This window comes from Thalassotalea agariperforans, from assembly GCF_053470345.1.
The window spans coordinates 234572-253538 of sequence record NZ_JBQMWH010000001.1; the positions used below are offsets into that span (position 1 = coordinate 234572).

Annotated in this window: 14 protein-coding genes; 9 read left to right on the forward strand and 5 right to left on the reverse strand. The window is 36.8% G+C overall.

Annotation, left to right across the window (positions count from 1 at the left end; all coding sequences use genetic code 11):
- Positions 1–97 precede the first annotated feature (97 nt).
- The gene (locus tag ACSLUO_RS01130; RefSeq protein ID WP_448245477.1) at positions 98–877 is read right to left on the reverse strand and encodes a DeoR/GlpR family DNA-binding transcription regulator; all 780 of its coding nucleotides are present in this window, start codon (positions 875–877) and stop codon (positions 98–100) included.
- 476 nt (positions 878–1353) lie between these two features.
- On the opposite strand from ACSLUO_RS01130, the gene ACSLUO_RS01135 reads away from it, so the two are divergent.
- From ACSLUO_RS01135 to ACSLUO_RS01150, 4 genes are all read left to right on the forward strand, one after another.
- The gene (locus tag ACSLUO_RS01135) at positions 1354–2139 is read left to right on the forward strand and encodes a DeoR/GlpR family DNA-binding transcription regulator (RefSeq protein WP_448245478.1); all 786 of its coding nucleotides are present in this window, start codon (positions 1354–1356) and stop codon (positions 2137–2139) included.
- 542 nt (positions 2140–2681) lie between these two features.
- A complete protein-coding gene (locus tag ACSLUO_RS01140; RefSeq protein ID WP_448245479.1) occupies positions 2682–6059 on the forward strand; it encodes a PVC-type heme-binding CxxCH protein in 3378 nt (1125 codons plus the stop codon).
- A gap of 51 nt (positions 6060–6110) precedes the next feature.
- Positions 6111–6983 (forward strand): sugar phosphate isomerase/epimerase family protein, encoded by an 873-nt coding sequence (locus ACSLUO_RS01145; protein ID WP_448245480.1) that lies wholly within the window; start codon positions 6111–6113, stop codon positions 6981–6983.
- 20 nt (positions 6984–7003) lie between these two features.
- Positions 7004–8494 carry a sulfatase family protein gene (locus ACSLUO_RS01150; RefSeq protein ID WP_448245481.1) on the forward strand — a complete coding sequence of 497 codons (1491 nt, stop codon included), beginning with the start codon at positions 7004–7006 and terminating at the stop codon, positions 8492–8494.
- Positions 8495–8600: 106 nt separating this feature from the next.
- Here ACSLUO_RS01150 and rpoH read toward each other — a convergent pair whose 3' ends face one another.
- The 4 genes from rpoH to ACSLUO_RS01170 form a co-directional block, all read right to left on the reverse strand.
- Entirely contained in the window at positions 8601–9545 is a 945-nt protein-coding gene (rpoH, locus tag ACSLUO_RS01155; protein WP_448245482.1) for an RNA polymerase sigma factor RpoH, read from the reverse strand.
- Positions 9546–9639: 94 nt separating this feature from the next.
- A complete protein-coding gene (locus ACSLUO_RS01160) occupies positions 9640–10593 on the reverse strand; it encodes a DUF4340 domain-containing protein (RefSeq protein ID WP_448245483.1) in 954 nt (317 codons plus the stop codon).
- Between the two features lie 3 nt (positions 10594–10596).
- A complete protein-coding gene (locus ACSLUO_RS01165) occupies positions 10597–13611 on the reverse strand; it encodes a Gldg family protein (protein ID WP_448245484.1) in 3015 nt (1004 codons plus the stop codon).
- Positions 13601–14566: an ABC transporter ATP-binding protein gene (locus tag ACSLUO_RS01170; RefSeq protein ID WP_448245485.1), complete on the reverse strand. Its 966-nt coding sequence runs from the start codon at positions 14564–14566 to the stop codon at positions 13601–13603. Before ACSLUO_RS01170 ends, ACSLUO_RS01165 begins: the two co-directional genes overlap by 11 nt.
- 404 nt (positions 14567–14970) lie before the next feature.
- Between ACSLUO_RS01170 and dusA the strand changes: the two genes are divergently transcribed.
- The 5 genes from dusA to ACSLUO_RS01195 all read left to right on the forward strand — a co-directional run bounded on the left by dusA (position 14971) and on the right by ACSLUO_RS01195 (position 18773).
- Positions 14971–15909, forward strand: a complete 939-nt coding sequence (gene dusA, locus ACSLUO_RS01175; RefSeq protein WP_448246153.1) for a tRNA dihydrouridine(20/20a) synthase DusA — start codon at positions 14971–14973, stop codon at positions 15907–15909.
- Positions 15910–15929: 20 nt separating this feature from the next.
- Entirely contained in the window at positions 15930–17102 is a 1173-nt protein-coding gene (locus ACSLUO_RS01180) for a serine hydrolase domain-containing protein (RefSeq protein ID WP_448245486.1), read from the forward strand.
- 283 nt (positions 17103–17385) lie between these two features.
- A complete protein-coding gene (locus tag ACSLUO_RS01185; protein ID WP_448245487.1) occupies positions 17386–18054 on the forward strand; it encodes a PspA/IM30 family protein in 669 nt (222 codons plus the stop codon).
- A gap of 161 nt (positions 18055–18215) precedes the next feature.
- Positions 18216–18422, forward strand: a complete 207-nt coding sequence (locus ACSLUO_RS01190) for a PspC domain-containing protein (RefSeq protein WP_448245488.1) — start codon at positions 18216–18218, stop codon at positions 18420–18422.
- A 3-nt stretch (positions 18423–18425) separates the two neighbouring features.
- Positions 18426–18773: a hypothetical protein gene (locus ACSLUO_RS01195; protein ID WP_448245489.1), complete on the forward strand. Its 348-nt coding sequence runs from the start codon at positions 18426–18428 to the stop codon at positions 18771–18773.
- Positions 18774–18967 lie beyond the last annotated feature (194 nt).

Here is an 18967-nt window from a genome sequence, read left to right on the forward strand (position 1 = left end):
GCAGTTAAAATGTTACCATTGAATAATTGAGGTGTTCTTTATTGGATAATTAATGCTAGCAGTGTGTTTTAGCTTAGCGGTTTAATTTTGTAGAATGTTACTGTTTATCAGCAATGATCACTTCAATACCTTGACGTGTGAAGGTATTGAGTAATTCATGATCAGCACGTGAATCTGTTATTAAAATATCAATAGCATTTAACGGGCAAATAATAAAACGGCCAGCTTTATCTAAATTTTCACTGTCTGCTAAAACGACTAATTTTTCGGCTTGTCTTTTTAACTTTTGAGCTGCGGTGATCATAAGTGGGTCTGAGCCCATTAAACCAAATTTACTGATTGCAGAAGCGCCTATAAACATCATCGAGCTATGATAATATTCTGTACTACTTTGCTCATCTAAACTCAAAATAATACCTTGTTCTCGGTATAATTGCCCACCAGGAATAGAGACGTGATGATTGGTGTTTTCAGATAATGAAGCTGCAACAATAAATGAATTGGTTAAAATATCTAGATTAAGCTCTGATAAATAATTGCCAATCGTTGCGGCAATGTTATCACCGTTGATAATGATTGAGTCACCGTCTGAGCAGAGCTCAGCTGCTTTTTTGGCTATCACTTGATTAATTTCAATAACATCGACCGCATTGCTTTTGCTTACGTTGTACGAATTAACTTGTGAATTTTTTTCATTAGTGAGTGACTCAGCACCGCCTCTTATTTTTTTAATTTCGCCACGTTTAGCCATTTTGGTGATATCACGACGAATGGTCGATTCTGAAGAGTTTAACTTTTCGGTTAAGCTTCTAACACATGCAAACAATTCTTTTTCTAAGATCTCTTTAATTAATTGTTGTCTATGTTTTTCTAACATATAAAGCTCCCTTTACGATTAATACTATTAAAATGTTAACCGTAAAACCAAAAAGTTAGCGCTAACAGTTAATAATTTAACACGATTTTAAAAATACTCAATGGTTTTTGACTTATTTTGTAATTTTGTGGTGTTTGTTGTCTTTTTGTCGGTTGAGTGAATGTTAATTAATCGGCTTATGTTAACGATTTATAGTATTTTTTAGGTAAAAAGTACTGACTTTTTTATTATAAATATTTAACTTTGATGGTATTATTGATTTAATTTGATTTGTAGTGATTTATTTTGGTTTCTTGTGTTGAGTAAGAGGGTTGCCGCTTATTTTGGGGTGTAAGGAATTAAAAAACAATTTGTAAATTAATAGTTAAATCGAAGTCATATAGAGATAACCAAGTAATACGGTAACAAAAAAGAACTTGGCAATTTAAGTTGGCAGTTTAAGGGGGGGGGAGCATCATTATCATAGGAGTAAGTTTATGTGGGAAAAAGAACGTCAGCAGTTGATTATTGATATTTTGGAGAAGGAGCGTTTTTCTAGTGTCAGTATGTTTTGTTCTCGACTAAATATTTCACCGGCAACGATACGTCGTGATATTAATAAAATGTCAGAATTAGGGCTGTTAAAAAAAATACGAGGCGGTGCTGAAGCTATCAATAATGGCCTTAGTTATAAGGAGCCAAGTAATACACAGCTTTTTCTTAAAGATAGACTTGAGAGCGAAGTCAATAATTTTAAACTTATCGCAAAAACAGCTGCTCAATTATGCAATAACAATGAAACGGTTATTATTAATGGTGGCATGCTGACTAATCTGATGTGTGAATATTTTAGTGGCAAGCAATTAAATATCATGACTAATTCCATGATTGTTGCACAATCGCTTTGGGGTAATGGTGATATTCAAGTGATCTTACCCGGCGGTGAAGTGTATGGTGCTAATGGTCTCATTATTGGTGATTACCAAGCCAGTAATGATAATGTGCCGAGTTATTATTATTCAAAAATGTTTATTAGTAGCCAAGCCATTAGTAAATTAGGGGTTATGGAGTCTGACAAGTTTGTTGCTAGGGCTGAATGTAAGTTAAAAAGCCAAGCGGAAAAGTTAATAGTGATGGCTGAAAGTTCAAGCTTAGGCTTAACCAGTAACTTCCTTTGCGCGCGCTTAGATGAGGTTGATGTAATAATCACTGATAATGGTGCGGATAAAGACATTTTAAAAGAATTTGAAGAACATGGTATTGAAGTTATTATTGCTAAATAACTGATAGTCATTTACCCCAACTTAAGATTTATTTCTTTCCTCTCCCGACCTTCTGTATCATTAAAACAAAATGATAGCGCTAACTTAATATTGTTATTTATTCTTTATTTAACAACAGGGCATAATTTTTATTAGCCATAAGGCCATGAAAAATTTACTGTACTGTATCATTTAAGCTTATTGTTATTTAAGCACTCGTTGAATTTAGTAAAAATATTCCCTTGGTGTTACATATTTGTATAAGACGTTAGTTTGAACCATGACTTTATTATGGGAATATATCGGCTATTTAAACCACATGGCTAACGGCAATAATTACCATGTCGGATAGATGTAATTAAGCTGTTAATACAAAAAATTAAGCGTTTTGTAAAAATATTGAGCTTTACTGATTTGAATTGATTGCGTTAGACTGTTGGTTTATTTTTGTTCGCTTTATCTTACATAAAGTTATAAACACTAATTACGAAACAAAAATTGAACACGAAAGCTCAACACGCTCTAATAACAATAGCCAAAATTAGCGATAAAAGAGAAAAATTATGAGAATAATCAAAAAGCTTCTATTAACTTTTATGCCAGTAGCTGCCGTTACAGCCTTGGCTAATGATGACGTTAACCAAGCAGAAAAAAGAATTGCGGGGTTTAACTTTCCAGAGAATATGGCAGTTAATGTTTGGGCCGATACAACACTCACTCAAAACCCTGGGTTCTTTTATTTTGATACCCATGGCCGCATGTTTATTAATGAAATTTATCGTATTTATAATGGTGTAGGTGACGTTAGGGCATTTTCGAAAGAAGCGACATTTGCAGATATTTTAATTGAAACTCTTGATGATAGAACCAAAATGTATCATCAGTTTCCAACTGAATTTGAAAAAGAGTTAACCACTGAAGCTAGTGATCTCATCCGTTTAGTACAAGACACTGATCAAGATGGTAAAGCTGATAAATCACAAGTGTTTGCTGATGGCTTTAATCATCATTTAGATGGCTTAGCTGCCGGTGTTATTGAGCGTGATGGTAAAGTCTATTCAGCTAATATTCCCCATGTTTGGATTTTAGAAGATAACGACAATAACGGCATAGCAGATAAACAAACGTCAATGCAAAAAGGCTTTGGTACGCGTGTCAGCTTTTTAGGCCATGATATGCATGGCTTTGCATGGGGGCCTGATGGTCGATTGTATTGGTCGTTAGGTGATCGTGGTTATCATTTTACCAGTAAAGAAGGAGTTGAGTTTCACAAGCCAAATTTTGGTGCTGTCTTCAGGTCGCAACCTGACGGGTCAAATATTGAAGTGTTTTACCATGGTTTAAGAAATGCACAAGAATTGGCATTTGATGAATACGGTAATTTATTCACAGCGGATAATGACGGCGATAGGGGCGATTTTGAACGTTTTAATCATTTAATAGAAGGTGGTGATTCTGGCTGGCATGCTGGCAATCAAACAACCATGAGCTTTGGTAAACGTTTAGAACTTCGTTCATCAAAATATACAGGTGGTAATAGCACGCAATCAAGTTGGTTAGTTAACGATATGTCGTTACCAAGAAACGACAACCAACCTGCTTACATGTTACCGGGTATTGCTAAGTTTCTGCGAGGGCCGTCAGGTATAACCTATAATCCGTCGAATTATTTAGGCGATGAATGGCGACATACTTTTTTTATTACTCACTATACTGGCTCACCAGCTAATTCTTATATTAGTACGTTAAAACTTGCACAAAATGGTGCTTCATTTCTTGCAACTAACCAAAAAGAATTTTCGAAAGGTGCTAATGCCTCTGATGTTGATTTTGGCCCAGATGGCCGATTATATATGGCGGAGTTTAATTTTGGTGGTTGGGGCAGCTCGAACCAAGGCGCGATTTTTGCCATTAATAATAAAAACTTAGCTGATGAATTAAAACAGCAACACGCAAGCTACACGCCTTTATTAATCAATGATTATCATGATAAGTCGATTACTGAATTAATAACTTTATTGTCAATTGATCATCAACATATTCGTCAACGTGCACAATTTGAAATAGCCAAGCGAGGCAAGGCTGGTTATAAAGCGTTTGATCAGTTAGCGCATGACAAATCACAGCCTCTTTTTGCTCGTATTCATAGTATTTGGGGCTTAAGCCAATTAGTGTTTAATGACACGATTAAACGTGAAAAATTAAGCGCGTTGTTACCGTTATTGCAAGATAATAATCCACAAGTACGCATTCAAACCGCCAGAGTATTAGGTGATCACGCAGCACCATTTGCGGCACAAACATTAATAAACGCATTAGATGATCAACATCCACAAGTGGTGATGTATGCCGCTTTAGGCTTAGGTAAACTTAATCAAGCAGCGGCCATTAACTCCGTAATTAACAAGCTTGAACAAAATAATGATCAAGATTTATGGCTGCGTCATGCTTTGACCATGACCTTAAAAGGTACCGATAAAAAGCATTGGTTAAAATATAAAAACCACCCTGACAAAGCTGTACGCATGGGAATTTTATTAGCACTAAGGTTATTAGAAGATGCTGATGTTGCTTACTTCTTAAAAGATAAAGAAATAACATTAGTTAATGAAGCCATTGTGGCAATTGAAGATAAAAATATAATTTCAGCAAGACCACAAGTGGCAGCGTTACTTGATGCTGAACGCATTGCCAACACCGATGTCCAAGCTTATATGCACTTTCGTATTATTAATGCCAACTTTAATGAAGGCAGAGCAGAAGATGCTAAGCGCTTATTGGATTATATCTCTCATCAAGGTTTGTCAGACAAGCTAGCATCAGAAGCCTTAGCGGCGATAGAAGGCTGGCATGATTTAAACCCGATAGACACTATTACCGGTTTACCGAGCACGGCTAATGCTAGCAGAGCAAACATAAAACCGCTGGTTTTAAATTATTTACCGAAGATATTAGCAAGGGTAAAAGGCCAGTCTTTAGTGCAAGCGATGCGCATTGCTGGTAAAGAAAATTTTGATATTGCAGAGCAAACTTTAATTGATATTGCGAGTGCAAAAACTGCTGATGAAGCGAGAATACAATCGCTAGCATTATTAACCAAGCGTTTGCAAAGTGGTATTGTGCCGATTGTACGGTCGTTATTAGATGATCAATCAACCGCGATAAAAGCCGAAGCATTGAAGATTATTGCCTCATATGATCAGCCATTAGCGGTATCCACCATTGTTGATTTTCTACAAGATGATCGTACTGAACTTAATAAAATTGCATTAGCACACTTAGCTTTAGACAACGGCCATTTAGTGACGGATGAGATTAATCAATTGTTGATTCAAAACTTAACGGCATTAGTGGCAGAAAAACATAAAGTGGCGATTGCGTTAGAGTTAATCGCTGTTGCAGAAAAAAGTAATCATCCTAAAGTAAAAACCTTATTAGCTGAGCATAAAGCGAAATTAGAAACTAAAGATATTGTTGCCCAGTTTGCCAATTCACTTGAAGGTGGTGATGCGAAAGAAGGCAAAAAAATTGTGCTTGATAAAGCCGCTGTACAATGTACGCGATGCCATAAAGTTGGTGCTAATGGCTCAAAAGTTGGGCCTGAATTAACTCATATTGCCTATCAGCATTCAGCTACTTATTTACTTGAGGCCTTGGTGGACCCAAGCGCTAAAATAGCCCCAGGCTATGGCACTTACACTATCACTATGAAAAACGGTGAAAATATTACCGGTATCTTTTTTGGTGAAACTGAAACAACACTGACTTTGGGTAAAAATGTTGATAAACAAATTACATATCAAAAGTCAGATATTGCCAACATTGAAAAAGCCGTATCAGGTATGCCACCAATGAATTATTTATTAACAGCAGAAGAAATAAGAGACGTGATCGCTTTCTTATTAACACTTAACAGTAAGCCTGTGGTTAAAGGTCATTAGACGCGAAAATTTAACCGCGAAAGCTCATAATAAATAAAAAGAGAAAAAATAATGAAGAGTATAGGTAAATTCAACATAGTGTTTGCAGGGGTAATTTTGTTGGTCAGTACGTTTTTGTCGGCTGAGCCATCAACCTTAAAAGTACCACCTGTTAGTGTACAGTTACATTCTGTAAAACTTGATATTGCCAATGATTTTGAAGGCACTTTAAAGGCTATTGCTAATATGGGCTTTCAAGGTGTGGAATTTGCGGGTAGGTATGGGCCTTATGCTAATGATCCTCAAGGGCTCAAAAACTTCCTAAACTCGTTAGGTTTAAAGGCCAGTGGTGCTCACATACCCACTAAAAACCTACTTGGTGAAAACGGTAATAAAACATTTAAATTTTTAAAGGCATTAGGTGCGCATTTGGTGATAATTCCACATGATAAACGCATTGATGACCCTGAAAAAATAGCTGATTTTGTTGCTGAAATTACTGAAATTTCACGTACGGCTAAACGCTTTGGTATGTTGGTTGGTTATCATAACCATGCTAAAGAATTTAACAGCTTTGCTGATGCGACTTTTTGGGATTATTTAGCCAGCAATACACCAAAAGACGTTGTTCTTCAGTTAGATGTTGGTTGGGCAAATTATGCTGATCAAAATCCGGTTAACTATGTGAAGCAATACCCAAATCGTACCGTAACTACGCACTATAAAATACGGACGAAAAAAGGAGAACACTCAAAACCTGTGATCATTGGGCAAGACAGCTTTGATTGGGCTGAATTAATTAAAGCCAATATTGAACATGGTGGCACTGAGTGGATAGTGATTGAGCAAGAAGAATACCCTGATGGCATGACACCATTACAAGCAGTAAAAGCTTCTAAACAAGGTTTAGATAATATTATTAAGCAGCTTACCCTAAATAAGTGAGTAAGCTGAGGGGTATAACGATGAAAAAAACAATCTTAATAGCTGTGTCAATCATAGCCTTAGTTGCTTGTGTTCAAGCACCCACTAGTAATGAAAACCAAATAGCTGCTGCTAAAACGAGTAAGTTAACACAACGCGCTACGCCAAATATCCTTTTTATTTATACCGATGATCAAGCACCTTGGGCATTAGGAAAATCAGGTAATGCTCAAGCATTAACGCCGAATTTAGATAAAATGGCATCCCAAGGTATGTATTTTCCTAACGCGTATTCAACAACCCCAGTGTGTAGCCCGTCTCGTGCTGGCTTGCTAACCTCACAGTATGGTTATGAACTAGGTATTGATGACTGGATCAAAACTAATAAAGCAAAATCGTTAACCGGTAATCAACCTGATCTTGGCCTTGATGCAAGTTATGAAACTTGGCCTGAAATTTTACAACAAGCTGGCTATTATACAGGCTTAATTGGTAAGTGGCATGTGGGAGAAAAAGCTGAGCATCAGCCTACCAAGCATGGTTATGATGAATTTATTGGTTTTCAAGCCGGTGGCACAAAACCACTAAACCCAGTTTTGAACAAAAATGGCGAAGACAAACAATATCAGGGCTTAACAACTGATATTTTAACCGATGAAGCTATTGCTTTTATTGAGAAAAATAGAGCTGATAAATTTGTTTTATCATTACATTATCGCGCACCACATTATCCGTTTTTTCCGGTAGCACCGGAAGATTTTTCCCCTTATAAAAATATGGATATTAAGCTAGCACATCCTAATTATCCTGATTTGAATACCAAACGCGCTAAACAATTAATGCGTGAGTACTTATCAAGTGTACGTGGTATTGATAGAAACGTTGGTCGTTTATTAACCTCGCTAGATAAACTGGGTTTAGCAAACAATACGGTTGTGATTTTTACCTCTGATCATGGTTATAACATTGCTCATAACGGTATTTGGCATAAAGGTAATGGTTTTTGGTTATTACATGAATCTCCAAAAGGAACGGCTAATATTCCAGATAATCAACGGCCTAATATGTATAACAACAGTTTAAAAGTGCCGACAATTGTTCGCTGGCCTGGGGTTATTCCTGCTAATACTAGCAATCCGTCAACCTTCTCTAATCTTGATTGGTTTCCAACCTTAGTTGACTTGGCAAAAACTAAAGCGAAACCTGATACCATTATTCGTGGGCAAAGTTTTGTGCCGGCTTTACTTGATGAGAATGTGGTTTTATCAACAGATTATTATGCGGCGTATTCAACCCTTCATCAGTCGCTAACTCAAATGCGCGCATATAGTGATGGCCGCTATAAATTAATCAAAGACTTTTTAAATACAGGGCGTGATGAATTTTACGATTTATCAAACGACCCACAAGAAACGACTAATCTGATTTCGGAGCAATTATCAGCGGAGCATAAAGCTATTATTCATCGCTTTGAACAAATTATTTTAGCCAAAATGCAAACAACTAACGACCCAGTATTGCCCTTGCTATAAAACGCTATGTATGAGGTAATGATCGCCTTACGATTTAAAAAAAAGAGACATTCCACGGTTTAGAATGTCTCTTTATAGTTAACCCCAGCCAATACTTGATTGCTAATTATCCAAAGCAGTTAAATTCAGCCATTGTTAGCTCTGGTTCATTAGCCATTAAATACTTTTTAATTTTAGCCAATGCTCGTTGCTCTATTTGTCTTACTCGCTCATTGGAAACACCAAACTTAGTCGCTAATTCGTGTAAGGTTATTGGGGTTTGCTTGGTTAGCCAGCGAGCTGTAATAATTTCATATTCGCGGGCATCCAATTCACTCAAACTTTGGGTTAATAACGTTTGTAAATGTTGCGAACTATTGGCTTTAATCAGGGTGTTTTCTGGAGTCCAACGTTTATCTTCTAAGTACTTGCCAGCGGCGGTGTTGCTATCAGGATCTTCGTTGTTTGCTTCACCAAACGACTCATCAAAAAAAGCATCTTGTTGATATAAACGAGTTTCCATGGTGGTTACTTCGTCCACATCTACGTCTAAATACTCGGCTACTTTTTGTTTATCTTCGCTATTCATCCAGCCAAGTTGTTGTTTCATTTTACGCAAATTAAAAAATAGTTTTCTCTGCGCTTTGGTTGTTGCTATTTTTACAAGACGCCAATTTTTAATAACAAATTCGTGAATTTCAGCTTTTATCCAATGTACTGCAAAAGATACAAACCGTACGCCATAGGATAAATTGAAACGCTTAACCGATTTCATTAAGCCAATATTACCTTCTTGCACTAGATCTTCTAATGGCAGGCCATAGCCATGGTACCCGCGAGCAATATGAGCAACAAAGCGTAAGTGTGATTGAATTATTTCTTTTACAGCATTAAGGTCATTATTTTGTTGATACTGCTCGAATAAATGAATTTCTTCTTGTTGAGAAAGTATCGGTAAACTATTTACATGATTTAAGTATTGTTGAAAACTTCCTGTTAGGTTTTGTCCTGCATTTGTTGTTAACGCATGAGTGTCGTTAGTTAGTGTAAGGCTCATCATTGTATCCATCATGCACCTCCTAGAAACGGTACTTTATTCATTTTATTCACCAGAGAAAAGCGCGTTGTTTTCTCTGGTGAACATACTAATTAATGATACTTTGCTGTTACTGACTATTTTGTGTTGCTTCAGCCTCTTCTGTTTTTTCTGTATCAGCCGCTTGTTCGATTTTTTTAACCGTATCAAGGTTTAATTGCGTTAAGGTGTCAAAATCTTTTTTTGCTAGCGTAAAAATGGCGGCGTGCTCATCGGTTTTTACATAGTAGTTATCGTCAATTTCAAATAATGAAAAATTAACGGTTTTACCTATGATAGAACTAACTGAAAAAGTAATACTTTGCGTTTTCGCTTGCTCATCAAGCAAGCTGATATCATTACTGGCAACATCCAATATTGATAACAAACGTAAAGTGTTAATGATTTCACTTACTTTATCTTGGTCAACCTCGCCATGTTCACTTTGACTAAATTGCCATTGTCCGTTGTTTTTTTCCAGAGTTAGGCTGTCTGTTGACAGTGAGGCAACTTCTTTCACCGCAAGTAACGATTTATCTAGCCAGCTATTATTATCGGTACTCGCTTCGTAGTTATTAAAGTCAATTGCATAAATATCATCAGACGATGAAAGGCGACTATGCACCTTTTTAAACGAGGGCGAAGTACCTAATAACAAGCTTGCTTGTTCGTTTTCATTTTCATAAAAACTAATTTTGCGCTGGAAGTTATCATCACTGACCTCAAAACGGTCATGACTTTGGCTGGTGGTTGTTACTGGCCAAGTAACTTCGGTACCCGTTAATTTTTGTAAAAATTGGGTTAGCTTAGCTGAGTTAACAGGTAAGTTGTGAAAGTTAGGTAAATACCAACTGCTGCCTTTTTTTACTAAATTAATGCTTTGTTCACCATCATCAATCACCAGCTTTGTTATATTTTTTTGCTCAACAGGCACTAAAGGCTGTTTTTTATTGCTGGTTGGATCAGGTTGAAAAGCAAAAAACAAAGCAACGATCAACACCAGTTGAGCTAGCAAAAGGTGAAATAAATTTTGTTTTAATTTCATTTGTTAAGCTCCTTTTGTGGTTGTATCTTCGGTATATAAGTTAACGAAATTTTGCATACGGCTTTTTCGTTTTTGACGAATAATCAGCGCGACACATAGCAATAATAAAATGGCCATGCCGTAATTTAAGTATTCCCAAGTCATTTGCTCTGATTGCTCCATAGGAGGTAATGTTCGGTTAAAGTGCCCGCGAGAGCGAATACTTAATAGCCCTGCATCTTCAAGCGACCAGTCAATGGCGTTGGCGATCAGTTGTAAGCTATTTAAATATTCAGTTTGTTGGCCTTGGCTTAAAAAGCTCAGCACTTGATCGTTCATGACATCATTAGAACTAATGAGAATTAACCGAGCAGACTCAGGTGAACGTTTGATGATTTGATCTAGCTGTAATTCACTTGCTTGTTCAACCGCTTCATCTTTGTTTTCAGCTTTACTTTGGCTCTCAGTTGCTTGCGTTTCATCCGCAGCTACTTCATTGTTGTTATCATCAGTTTTATCAATTAGAGGTGATGATTTATCAGCAAAGAATGAAGTAAATTGCCCTTGACTGATCACTGCGAGGGTTTGCTGTTTTTGTTCACCTTCTGCGCGATAAGATGCTTCCCCGAGCTGATTGATTTTGGGCATTATGTCTAGAGATGATGACAACCAAGACTGTTCACTACTGGTAATTAACGGTGTTAAGGTTCGGCTTTGTTGTTTGGTTTCATCAATGGTTATTGGTGACGCCCACGGAATAGTAACTTGCCGTAAATCTGCGGTAATGGCATTGTCTTGATTTAAGCCCGTGCCTCGAATATCAACAAAATATGGGTAATCAAACATACGTAGGTCTTGAATCTGAAGACCACCAACATTCCGTGTGATTGGAATAGGGAACGCGGTGTTTTGAGGATCAAGCACTAAGCTGTTTTCTAACGTGAAGCCGTGGTGGGTTAACCACTCTTGTAAGCCGCTATTTTGTTGTTGCAGCGACAAACGGCCACTTGCAAGGTTGGCGCGATAAGGAGATGTTGTGGCTATCACAGTTCCGCCTTGCATTAAAAATTGATCAACAGCAAATAGTTGTTTTTCGTCTAAAGCTTGTGGTGCAGCAAGTACTAAAATATCAGCATCTCCGGCAACAGAGCCATCTGATAAATCTTCACTTTGTACATTTAATTCTTCAGATAAAAAAGTGCGTAATTGATTAAATTGTGGCCCCTGAGCACTAGACGGCATACCAAATTGTCCGGCATAAGGATTGGCGGTAGCTGGTGGAGTAACAAGGGCAATGTTTTTAGTAAAGCCGGTAGCAAAACGTTTTAAACTGGCGGTGAAGTTTCGTTCAAATTCGTTTTCATCAATACTCGAAAAGGGTATTTGAATACTTTGCTGGTCGCTTTCTAACACCATATAAAAATAGAATTGCTCTTGGCTAAAAATGCTAGTCGACATTGGCGCAAAGCCATGTTTTTCAGCAATTTCTTGTGCAACTTTTCCGCCATTGGCTTGTGGGTCGATAAACTGAAAATCGAACCGTTGTGACGAGTTGTTTTTAAGCTCGCTTAAGTGTTTATTTATGCTGGTTTTAAAGTTTGCAAGTTGCTCTGGCAGTTGTTCTTGCGCTGAGATATAACCAGTAAAAGTAATGTTATCTTTTATGGTGTCAAATAAGTTACCGCCCGCTTGATAGCTGTTTAGTACTTTTTTAATACCTCGGGTTAAGTCATGCTCAGGGTTGCGTAGCTGTACTTCAATATCACCAACACCTTGCGATTTAACTTCGATAAGGTCATTAAAAGCCAGTACTTGGTGTTGATCGCCATATTGCAATACGATATTAAAATAAGAGCTAACAATTGAAGATTGATAACGGTCAGCTACCTGAAAAGGAACAGGGCGAATACCGTATTTTTGATTGGCTTCTTTTTCTAATTCCGGTTCGGCAATAGGGTCAATAAATTCAACACGTACTTTACCTTGCCCAGCAATGGCGTATTCATTCATTAAATCACGCATTTGTGGTACTAATGGCGCTAACAGCGGGTGGGTTTTACGGCTAAAATAGCCTCTTACCAATAAAGGTTCTTGTAGTTGTTTTAAATAACCTTTGGTGGCATCGGAAATGGAATATTGCTGACCTTGGGTAACATCAACTCGTAGGGTATTTATTTGTCCTAACCAAAAGTTTGCAGCAAAAGCATTGATAATAATTAAGCTGCTTATTGTCAACCAATGTTTGTGAAGTGGCTTAGCTTGGTTGTTGTTTATTTTATTAGTCCAGCGTTCTCGTTCTAGCACTAAGGTATTTAACGTTAAAAATATTAAAGTAATGCTGATGTAATAGTATAAATCGCGCAGATCAATTACGCCTCGAGTGATCGCTTCAAAACGAGAACCCGTTCCGAGTAACCGCATGTATTCACCCATTTGGGTGCCAAAAAAATCAGTTAAGGTGCTGGTGCCAATTAGATAGAAAATACCGCATAAAACACTGGCGCTGATCAAACTAACAATTTGATTATCGCTTTTGGCTGAAACAAATAAACCAATACTTAAATAAGCTGCCCCTAAAAGTATGGTGGCAATATAACCTGACCACACTGGCCCCCAATCTAGATCGCCAATCATGGCAACGGTTAGGGGAATAGGTAAGGTAATAATTAATGCAATAATTAACAGCAGTAAGCAGCCGATAAATTTACCGACAACAAAATGCCATAACGGCACAGCTTGGGTAAGTATATATTCTAAGGTGCCACTTCGACGTTCTTCACTCCATAGGCGCATGGTTAAAGTAGCACTAAGGAAAATTAATAATACTGGCATCCATTCAAATAACGGACGAACATCTGAGATGTTGCGGGCAAAAAATGATTCCCCCCAGAAAAAAATAAACAAGGTAATAGCCGCAAAGGTTGCCAAGAATAAATAGGCAATTGGCGAGGCAAAAAATAGATTAATTTCTTTCGCGGCAATACGTTTGATATTGCCCGATGGCGCTGTGTTGATTGTTTTTTGAATATCAGGCTGCATTTTTACTCTCCTTATGCTGATATTGCTGTTCATTTACTTCTTTAAATAAGGTTTCTAAATCACGCTTTTGCGGTGTTAGGCTGTATAGAGATTCATTCTTATCAATTATATATTTAGCAATAGCGGCACTAATTGGAGCAATGGGCAGATCTTTTGTTAGTTCAACTTTGTATTGTTTAATACCTTCTGCCGATATGTTTGATTGAACCAGTGAGATATTTTTAACACCGTTTATTTGTTTAAGTTGAGTTGCCGCTTGCTGGTTAAGTGATGTTTCAAGCAGCAGTTGATGGCTTTGTTTTAATTCTTCAAGACTTGCGTCAACAACTAAAGCCCCCGAATTAACAATAAGCACTCGAGAACATAAGGCTTCCACCTCTTGCATAATGTGAGTAGAAATAATAACGGTAGCTTCTTCGGCGATATCCAAAATTAAATCACGCATATGTTGTGTTTGTTTGGGATCTAAACCATTGGTAGGCTCATCAAGAATGAGTAATTTAGGCTTTCCTAAAATAGCTTGCGCAACCCCCACTCGTTGTTTAAAACCACGAGATAATTGAGAAATGGGCGCGAGTAATTTTTCGCTAATGTCGGTGGCTTTAATTACACGCTTAATTTCAGCGTGTTTTTTGTGTCCTTTTAACCCCTTTAAGTCGGCAGCATAATCTAAATAATCGGCGACAATCATTTCAGGATATACCGGTAAGTTTTCGGGTAAATAACCTAAATTTAACTGAATTTGTTTTAAATGCTCAGATAGGCTTAAGCCATCAAATGAAATGTTGCCAGAATCGGCTTCTAAAAAGCCACTGAGCATTTTCATGATAGTGGTTTTGCCGGCACCATTATGACCGAGTAAACCAATAACCTCCCCTTTATTAACTGTAAAGCTAACATCGTTCACAGCAATAAATTGGTTATATTTCCGCGTTAAATTTTTAACTTCCAACATATTACCTTCCTAATATAAATTTAATTATTTGAATAAATAAAAAGAAGCTTCGTTGTGTTTTTATGAGTAGGTTTAAACTTAACTGTTTTAATTTTGATAATTAAAACCTTTGCATGATAACTCGATAAAAACATTATTTATTTCCTTTGTTTACTGGGGATATTCCCATTAAATAAGGTGATTAACGAAGTTGAAAAATATATAGGGATAGCTAAATTATTTTTCAATATTTATTTTTATAAAATATTTTAAGAAGAGTTATTTTTTATTTGGACGTTTACTAATGGTATAATTTGCCACGTTTTTTCTCGCAATAAGATGAAAACACCAATAAATTACTATTATTCAAAAGGTTAGATGTGAATTACTCAACACCGATAAGCCACAAACTTTCAGTCGCTCCAATGCTTGATTGGACTGATCGCCATTGCCGATATTTTTACCGCGTTATGTCTAAACGTACGGTACTGTATACCGAAATGGTAACCACAGGCGCGATTATTTTTGGTAAAGGTGATTATCTTGGCTTTAATGATGAAGAACATCCGGTGGTGTTGCAATTAGGTGGTAGTGATCCTAAAGCATTAACCGAGTGCGCTAAGCGGGCAGAGCAGTTAGGTTATGATGAGGTCAATATTAATGTCGGTTGCCCGTCTGATCGTGTTCAAAATGGTCGTTTTGGCGCTTGTTTAATGGCTGAGCCTAACTTGGTCGCGGAGTGTGTTAGTGCCATGCAAGCAGCAGTTAATATTCCGGTTACGGTTAAGTCTCGTATTGGTATTGATGATCAAGACAGTTATGAATTTTTGCATCAGTTTATTGAAACCGTTAGTAGTGCTGGTTGTCAGCATTTTATTATCCATGCGCGTAAAGCTTGGCTGTCAGGCTTGAGCCCTAAGCAAAACCGTGAAGTTCCGCCATTAGATTACCACCGTGTTTATCAAATAAAACAAGATTTCCCCAACAGTGAAATTTCAATAAACGGCGGTATTACCTCTTTTGCGCAAGCTAATGAACACTTAACTAAACTTGATGGTGTGATGATTGGTCGAGAAATTTACCAAAACCCGTTTATGTTAGTAGAAGCAGATCAGCAAATATGGGGTGATAATGTTAACGCTTTAACTCGGCCTGAAATTATCGACATTATGGCTGATTATTGCGACCGATATGTTGCGGAAGGTGGCCGTGTTTGGCACGTAGTTAGGCATATGTTAGGTTTGTGTAATGGCTTAGGCGGAGCAAAACAGTTTCGACGATTTTTAAGTGAAAATGCCCGTTTTGAAGAAAACAATAATGGTCAGTTTTTAAAACAAGCTTTTTCGCTTGTTCAAATGCCTTAATGCTTAGGTTGATTAAGTTAATGTTATTTCGCTTTGTTTTATTGGCTTTGTGTTTTATACCACCAGCATATAGCAATACCTTGAGTGAGTTTAACCGAGCTTTTTCGGTGAAAGTAAAAACAGAGCTTGCTCAACATAATATTCCAGGTGCGGCTTATGCTGTTATTCACAAAGATAAAGTTTCAGCGTTAGAAACATACGGCTATGTTGATCAAGCGAAATCCAAAAAGGTTACTGCAGATACGGTTTTTCGTTTAGCGTCGGTGTCTAAAACGTTTGCGGCGACGTTAACCACTATGTTAGCCCAAGATAATCTACTTAACTTGTCTGATCCTATCACGCAATATGTGCCTGCATTTGCCTTAAGTAAAAAAGGGCAGGCTGACAATATCCAGCTAAAGCATATTTTAAGTCATTCCAGTGGCCTGATGCCAAATACTTACGATAACTTACTCCATGAAAATTGGAGTATGGATAAAATTATTGGACGCTTTGATAAACTCACCCCGATTTGCCCACCGGAAAAGTGTTACGGCTATCAAAATGTTTTATATGGTTTTTTACAACCAGCAATTGAAGCAAGGCAAGATAAAAGTTATTCACAATTACTACAAGAAAAGTTATTTACCCCTTTAAATATGGTGAATACTTCTGTTGGTTATAATGCCTTTATGATGGCTGAAAACACGGCTAAACCTCATGTGTTAATTAATAAAATTAAAACACCTCGTAAAAATCTCCAAGGGCAATTTATTTATAAGTATGTTTGGCGTAAGGTGGCCGTAGAACCCGACTTCTACAAAGTAGAAACCGCAGCGGGTATTAATGCCAGCATAAGTGACTTAGCAAAATGGCTTATGGCTAATATGGGTTATCAGCCTGAGGTTTTACCATCAGGTTTAGTTGCAGAATTAATCACGCCACGCATTAAAACGAAAAAAGATTTACGTCGAAAGTTCTGGCGTAAACATTTAACCGATGCGCACTATGGTTATGGGTGGCGTATCTATCAACTAGACAATACTTCGATTATTTATCATTCTGGTTGGGTAGCTGGCTTTCGAGCTGATATTGGTTATTCACCAGAGTTAGGCGTTGGTTTTGCTATATTAATTAATGCTGAATCGAATGTGATCAATAAAATTTCAAGTCAATTTTGGCTTCAAGCTCATCAATTACTCAACCAAGTTTAACTTATACGGATTGGTATTAAGCACACACTCATTAAACGTCAGTTGCTAATCTTTTAACACCTATTCGCGTGGGGATTGATAAAATCACCCACGCATTTCTTATTTGATTTTATAATTAACCATTTTTTAGTTAAAAAAGCTAATTAATGGTTTGTCATATTATGTCATTATTTTTCGTTTTTACGGTTTTTTTAATATTTCCTTATATTTCAATGAATTAATGTTTTGGCATGCCACTTGTAATATGTCTATTAGTTAATAACAACTTCCAAGGTGGAAAATTATGAGTGTATTTAGTCGTTTTACCGATATCGTCAATGCTAATTTGAACCATTTGTTAGAAAAAGCAGAAGATCCTGAAAAAATGATCAAGTTGATTATTCAAGAAATGGACGAGGCGTTAATTGATATTAGAGCCGTTGCCGCTAAACATTTAGCCGAAAAACAAGCTTGTCAGCGTGTAATGAAAGAACAAGAAAAGTTATTGCAGCAATGGCAAGAAAAAGCGGAGTTAGCCATAACAAAAGATCGTGAAGATTTGGCTAAACAAGCATTAATTGAAAAGCAACATATTCAAAAAAGTATCGACAATAGCCAAAATGAATTATCACAAATTGAATTATCGTTAACGAGCATTCAGCAAGATAGTCAGCGTTTAAATGAAAAAATACATGATGCTAAAGCGCGCCAAAAAACCTTGTTGTTACGTCGTCAAGCAGCGAGTACTCGCTTAGCATTAAAAGCGAAATCCGCAAGCTATAACATTGAAGCTACGTTGGCAAAGTTCGAATTATATGAGCAAAAAGTTGAACAGATTGAAGCCCAAGTTGCCGCTTACGACATAACAAAAAATACTTCAGCTACTGGCGAATTAGCCGAGTTAGAAAGTTTGGCGCAAGCCGCAGTGATAGACAAAGAGCTAAGCGCTATACGTGAAAAATTAGCGAGTTAGTTAACTCAGTTTAAAGGAATAACTGATGATAAATGTCAACAATACTACGGGCTTATTGATCTTTATTGTGCCCGTATTAACCTTTTTTTTATTACCTTTGCTATGTAACTTATTTGCTAGTTTGTTACAGGTATTTGAAACGATGAGTAAGGAAATTAATCATGAACTATGACTATAAAAGTAGCGAAAGAAAATTAACCAAAGATGTTGAAAATGGCAAGTTAACTGGAGTGTGTGCCGGATTAGCAAACTACTTCTTGATGCCTAAATTAGCCGTTCGTATTATTGCCGTGCTATGTTTAATTAGCTTTACGAAAGTGGCTGCCATTGCTTATATTGGCGCGGCATTATTTTTACCGAAGCGCTAAATTATGGCTTTCTTTAAAGCGTTAATGATCGCTATTTTGGTAACACTATTAATCACCTACTTTTTAGGTTCATCAATTTTTAATGTTATTGGTTATGGTGTAGCTGAACATGCATCATGGCTTGAATCGATGAAAGCGATTAACTTATCAGCATTAGCGGCATTATTTTTTATTATAGTCGCCAGTGTCGTTGTCTTTGCTGTTTTTGGTACGATTATCTTCATTATTGGCTTGGTATTTTTAGCGATAGTGCTGGCGATATTAGGTGCTTTTTGGCCAGTGGTTTTGGTTGCTTGTTTGTTATATTTTTTATGCCGAGATAAAAGCCGCGATGATTATTTTTGCAGCTAAGCTTAAAAGTTAGCGAGCTTGTTAATAAAAGAGCGAATTTAATCAATATGTTTTTTCTTTTTATGATAACAATGTAATAATCATGAAAACGCATAGTGTTATACTTAAGTAATTATTTTTCAGACTATATTTATTAATGGATAAGTATTACTGTAGTGAAATGAGCTTACCAATACTGCCGTGTAAAAGGGAAT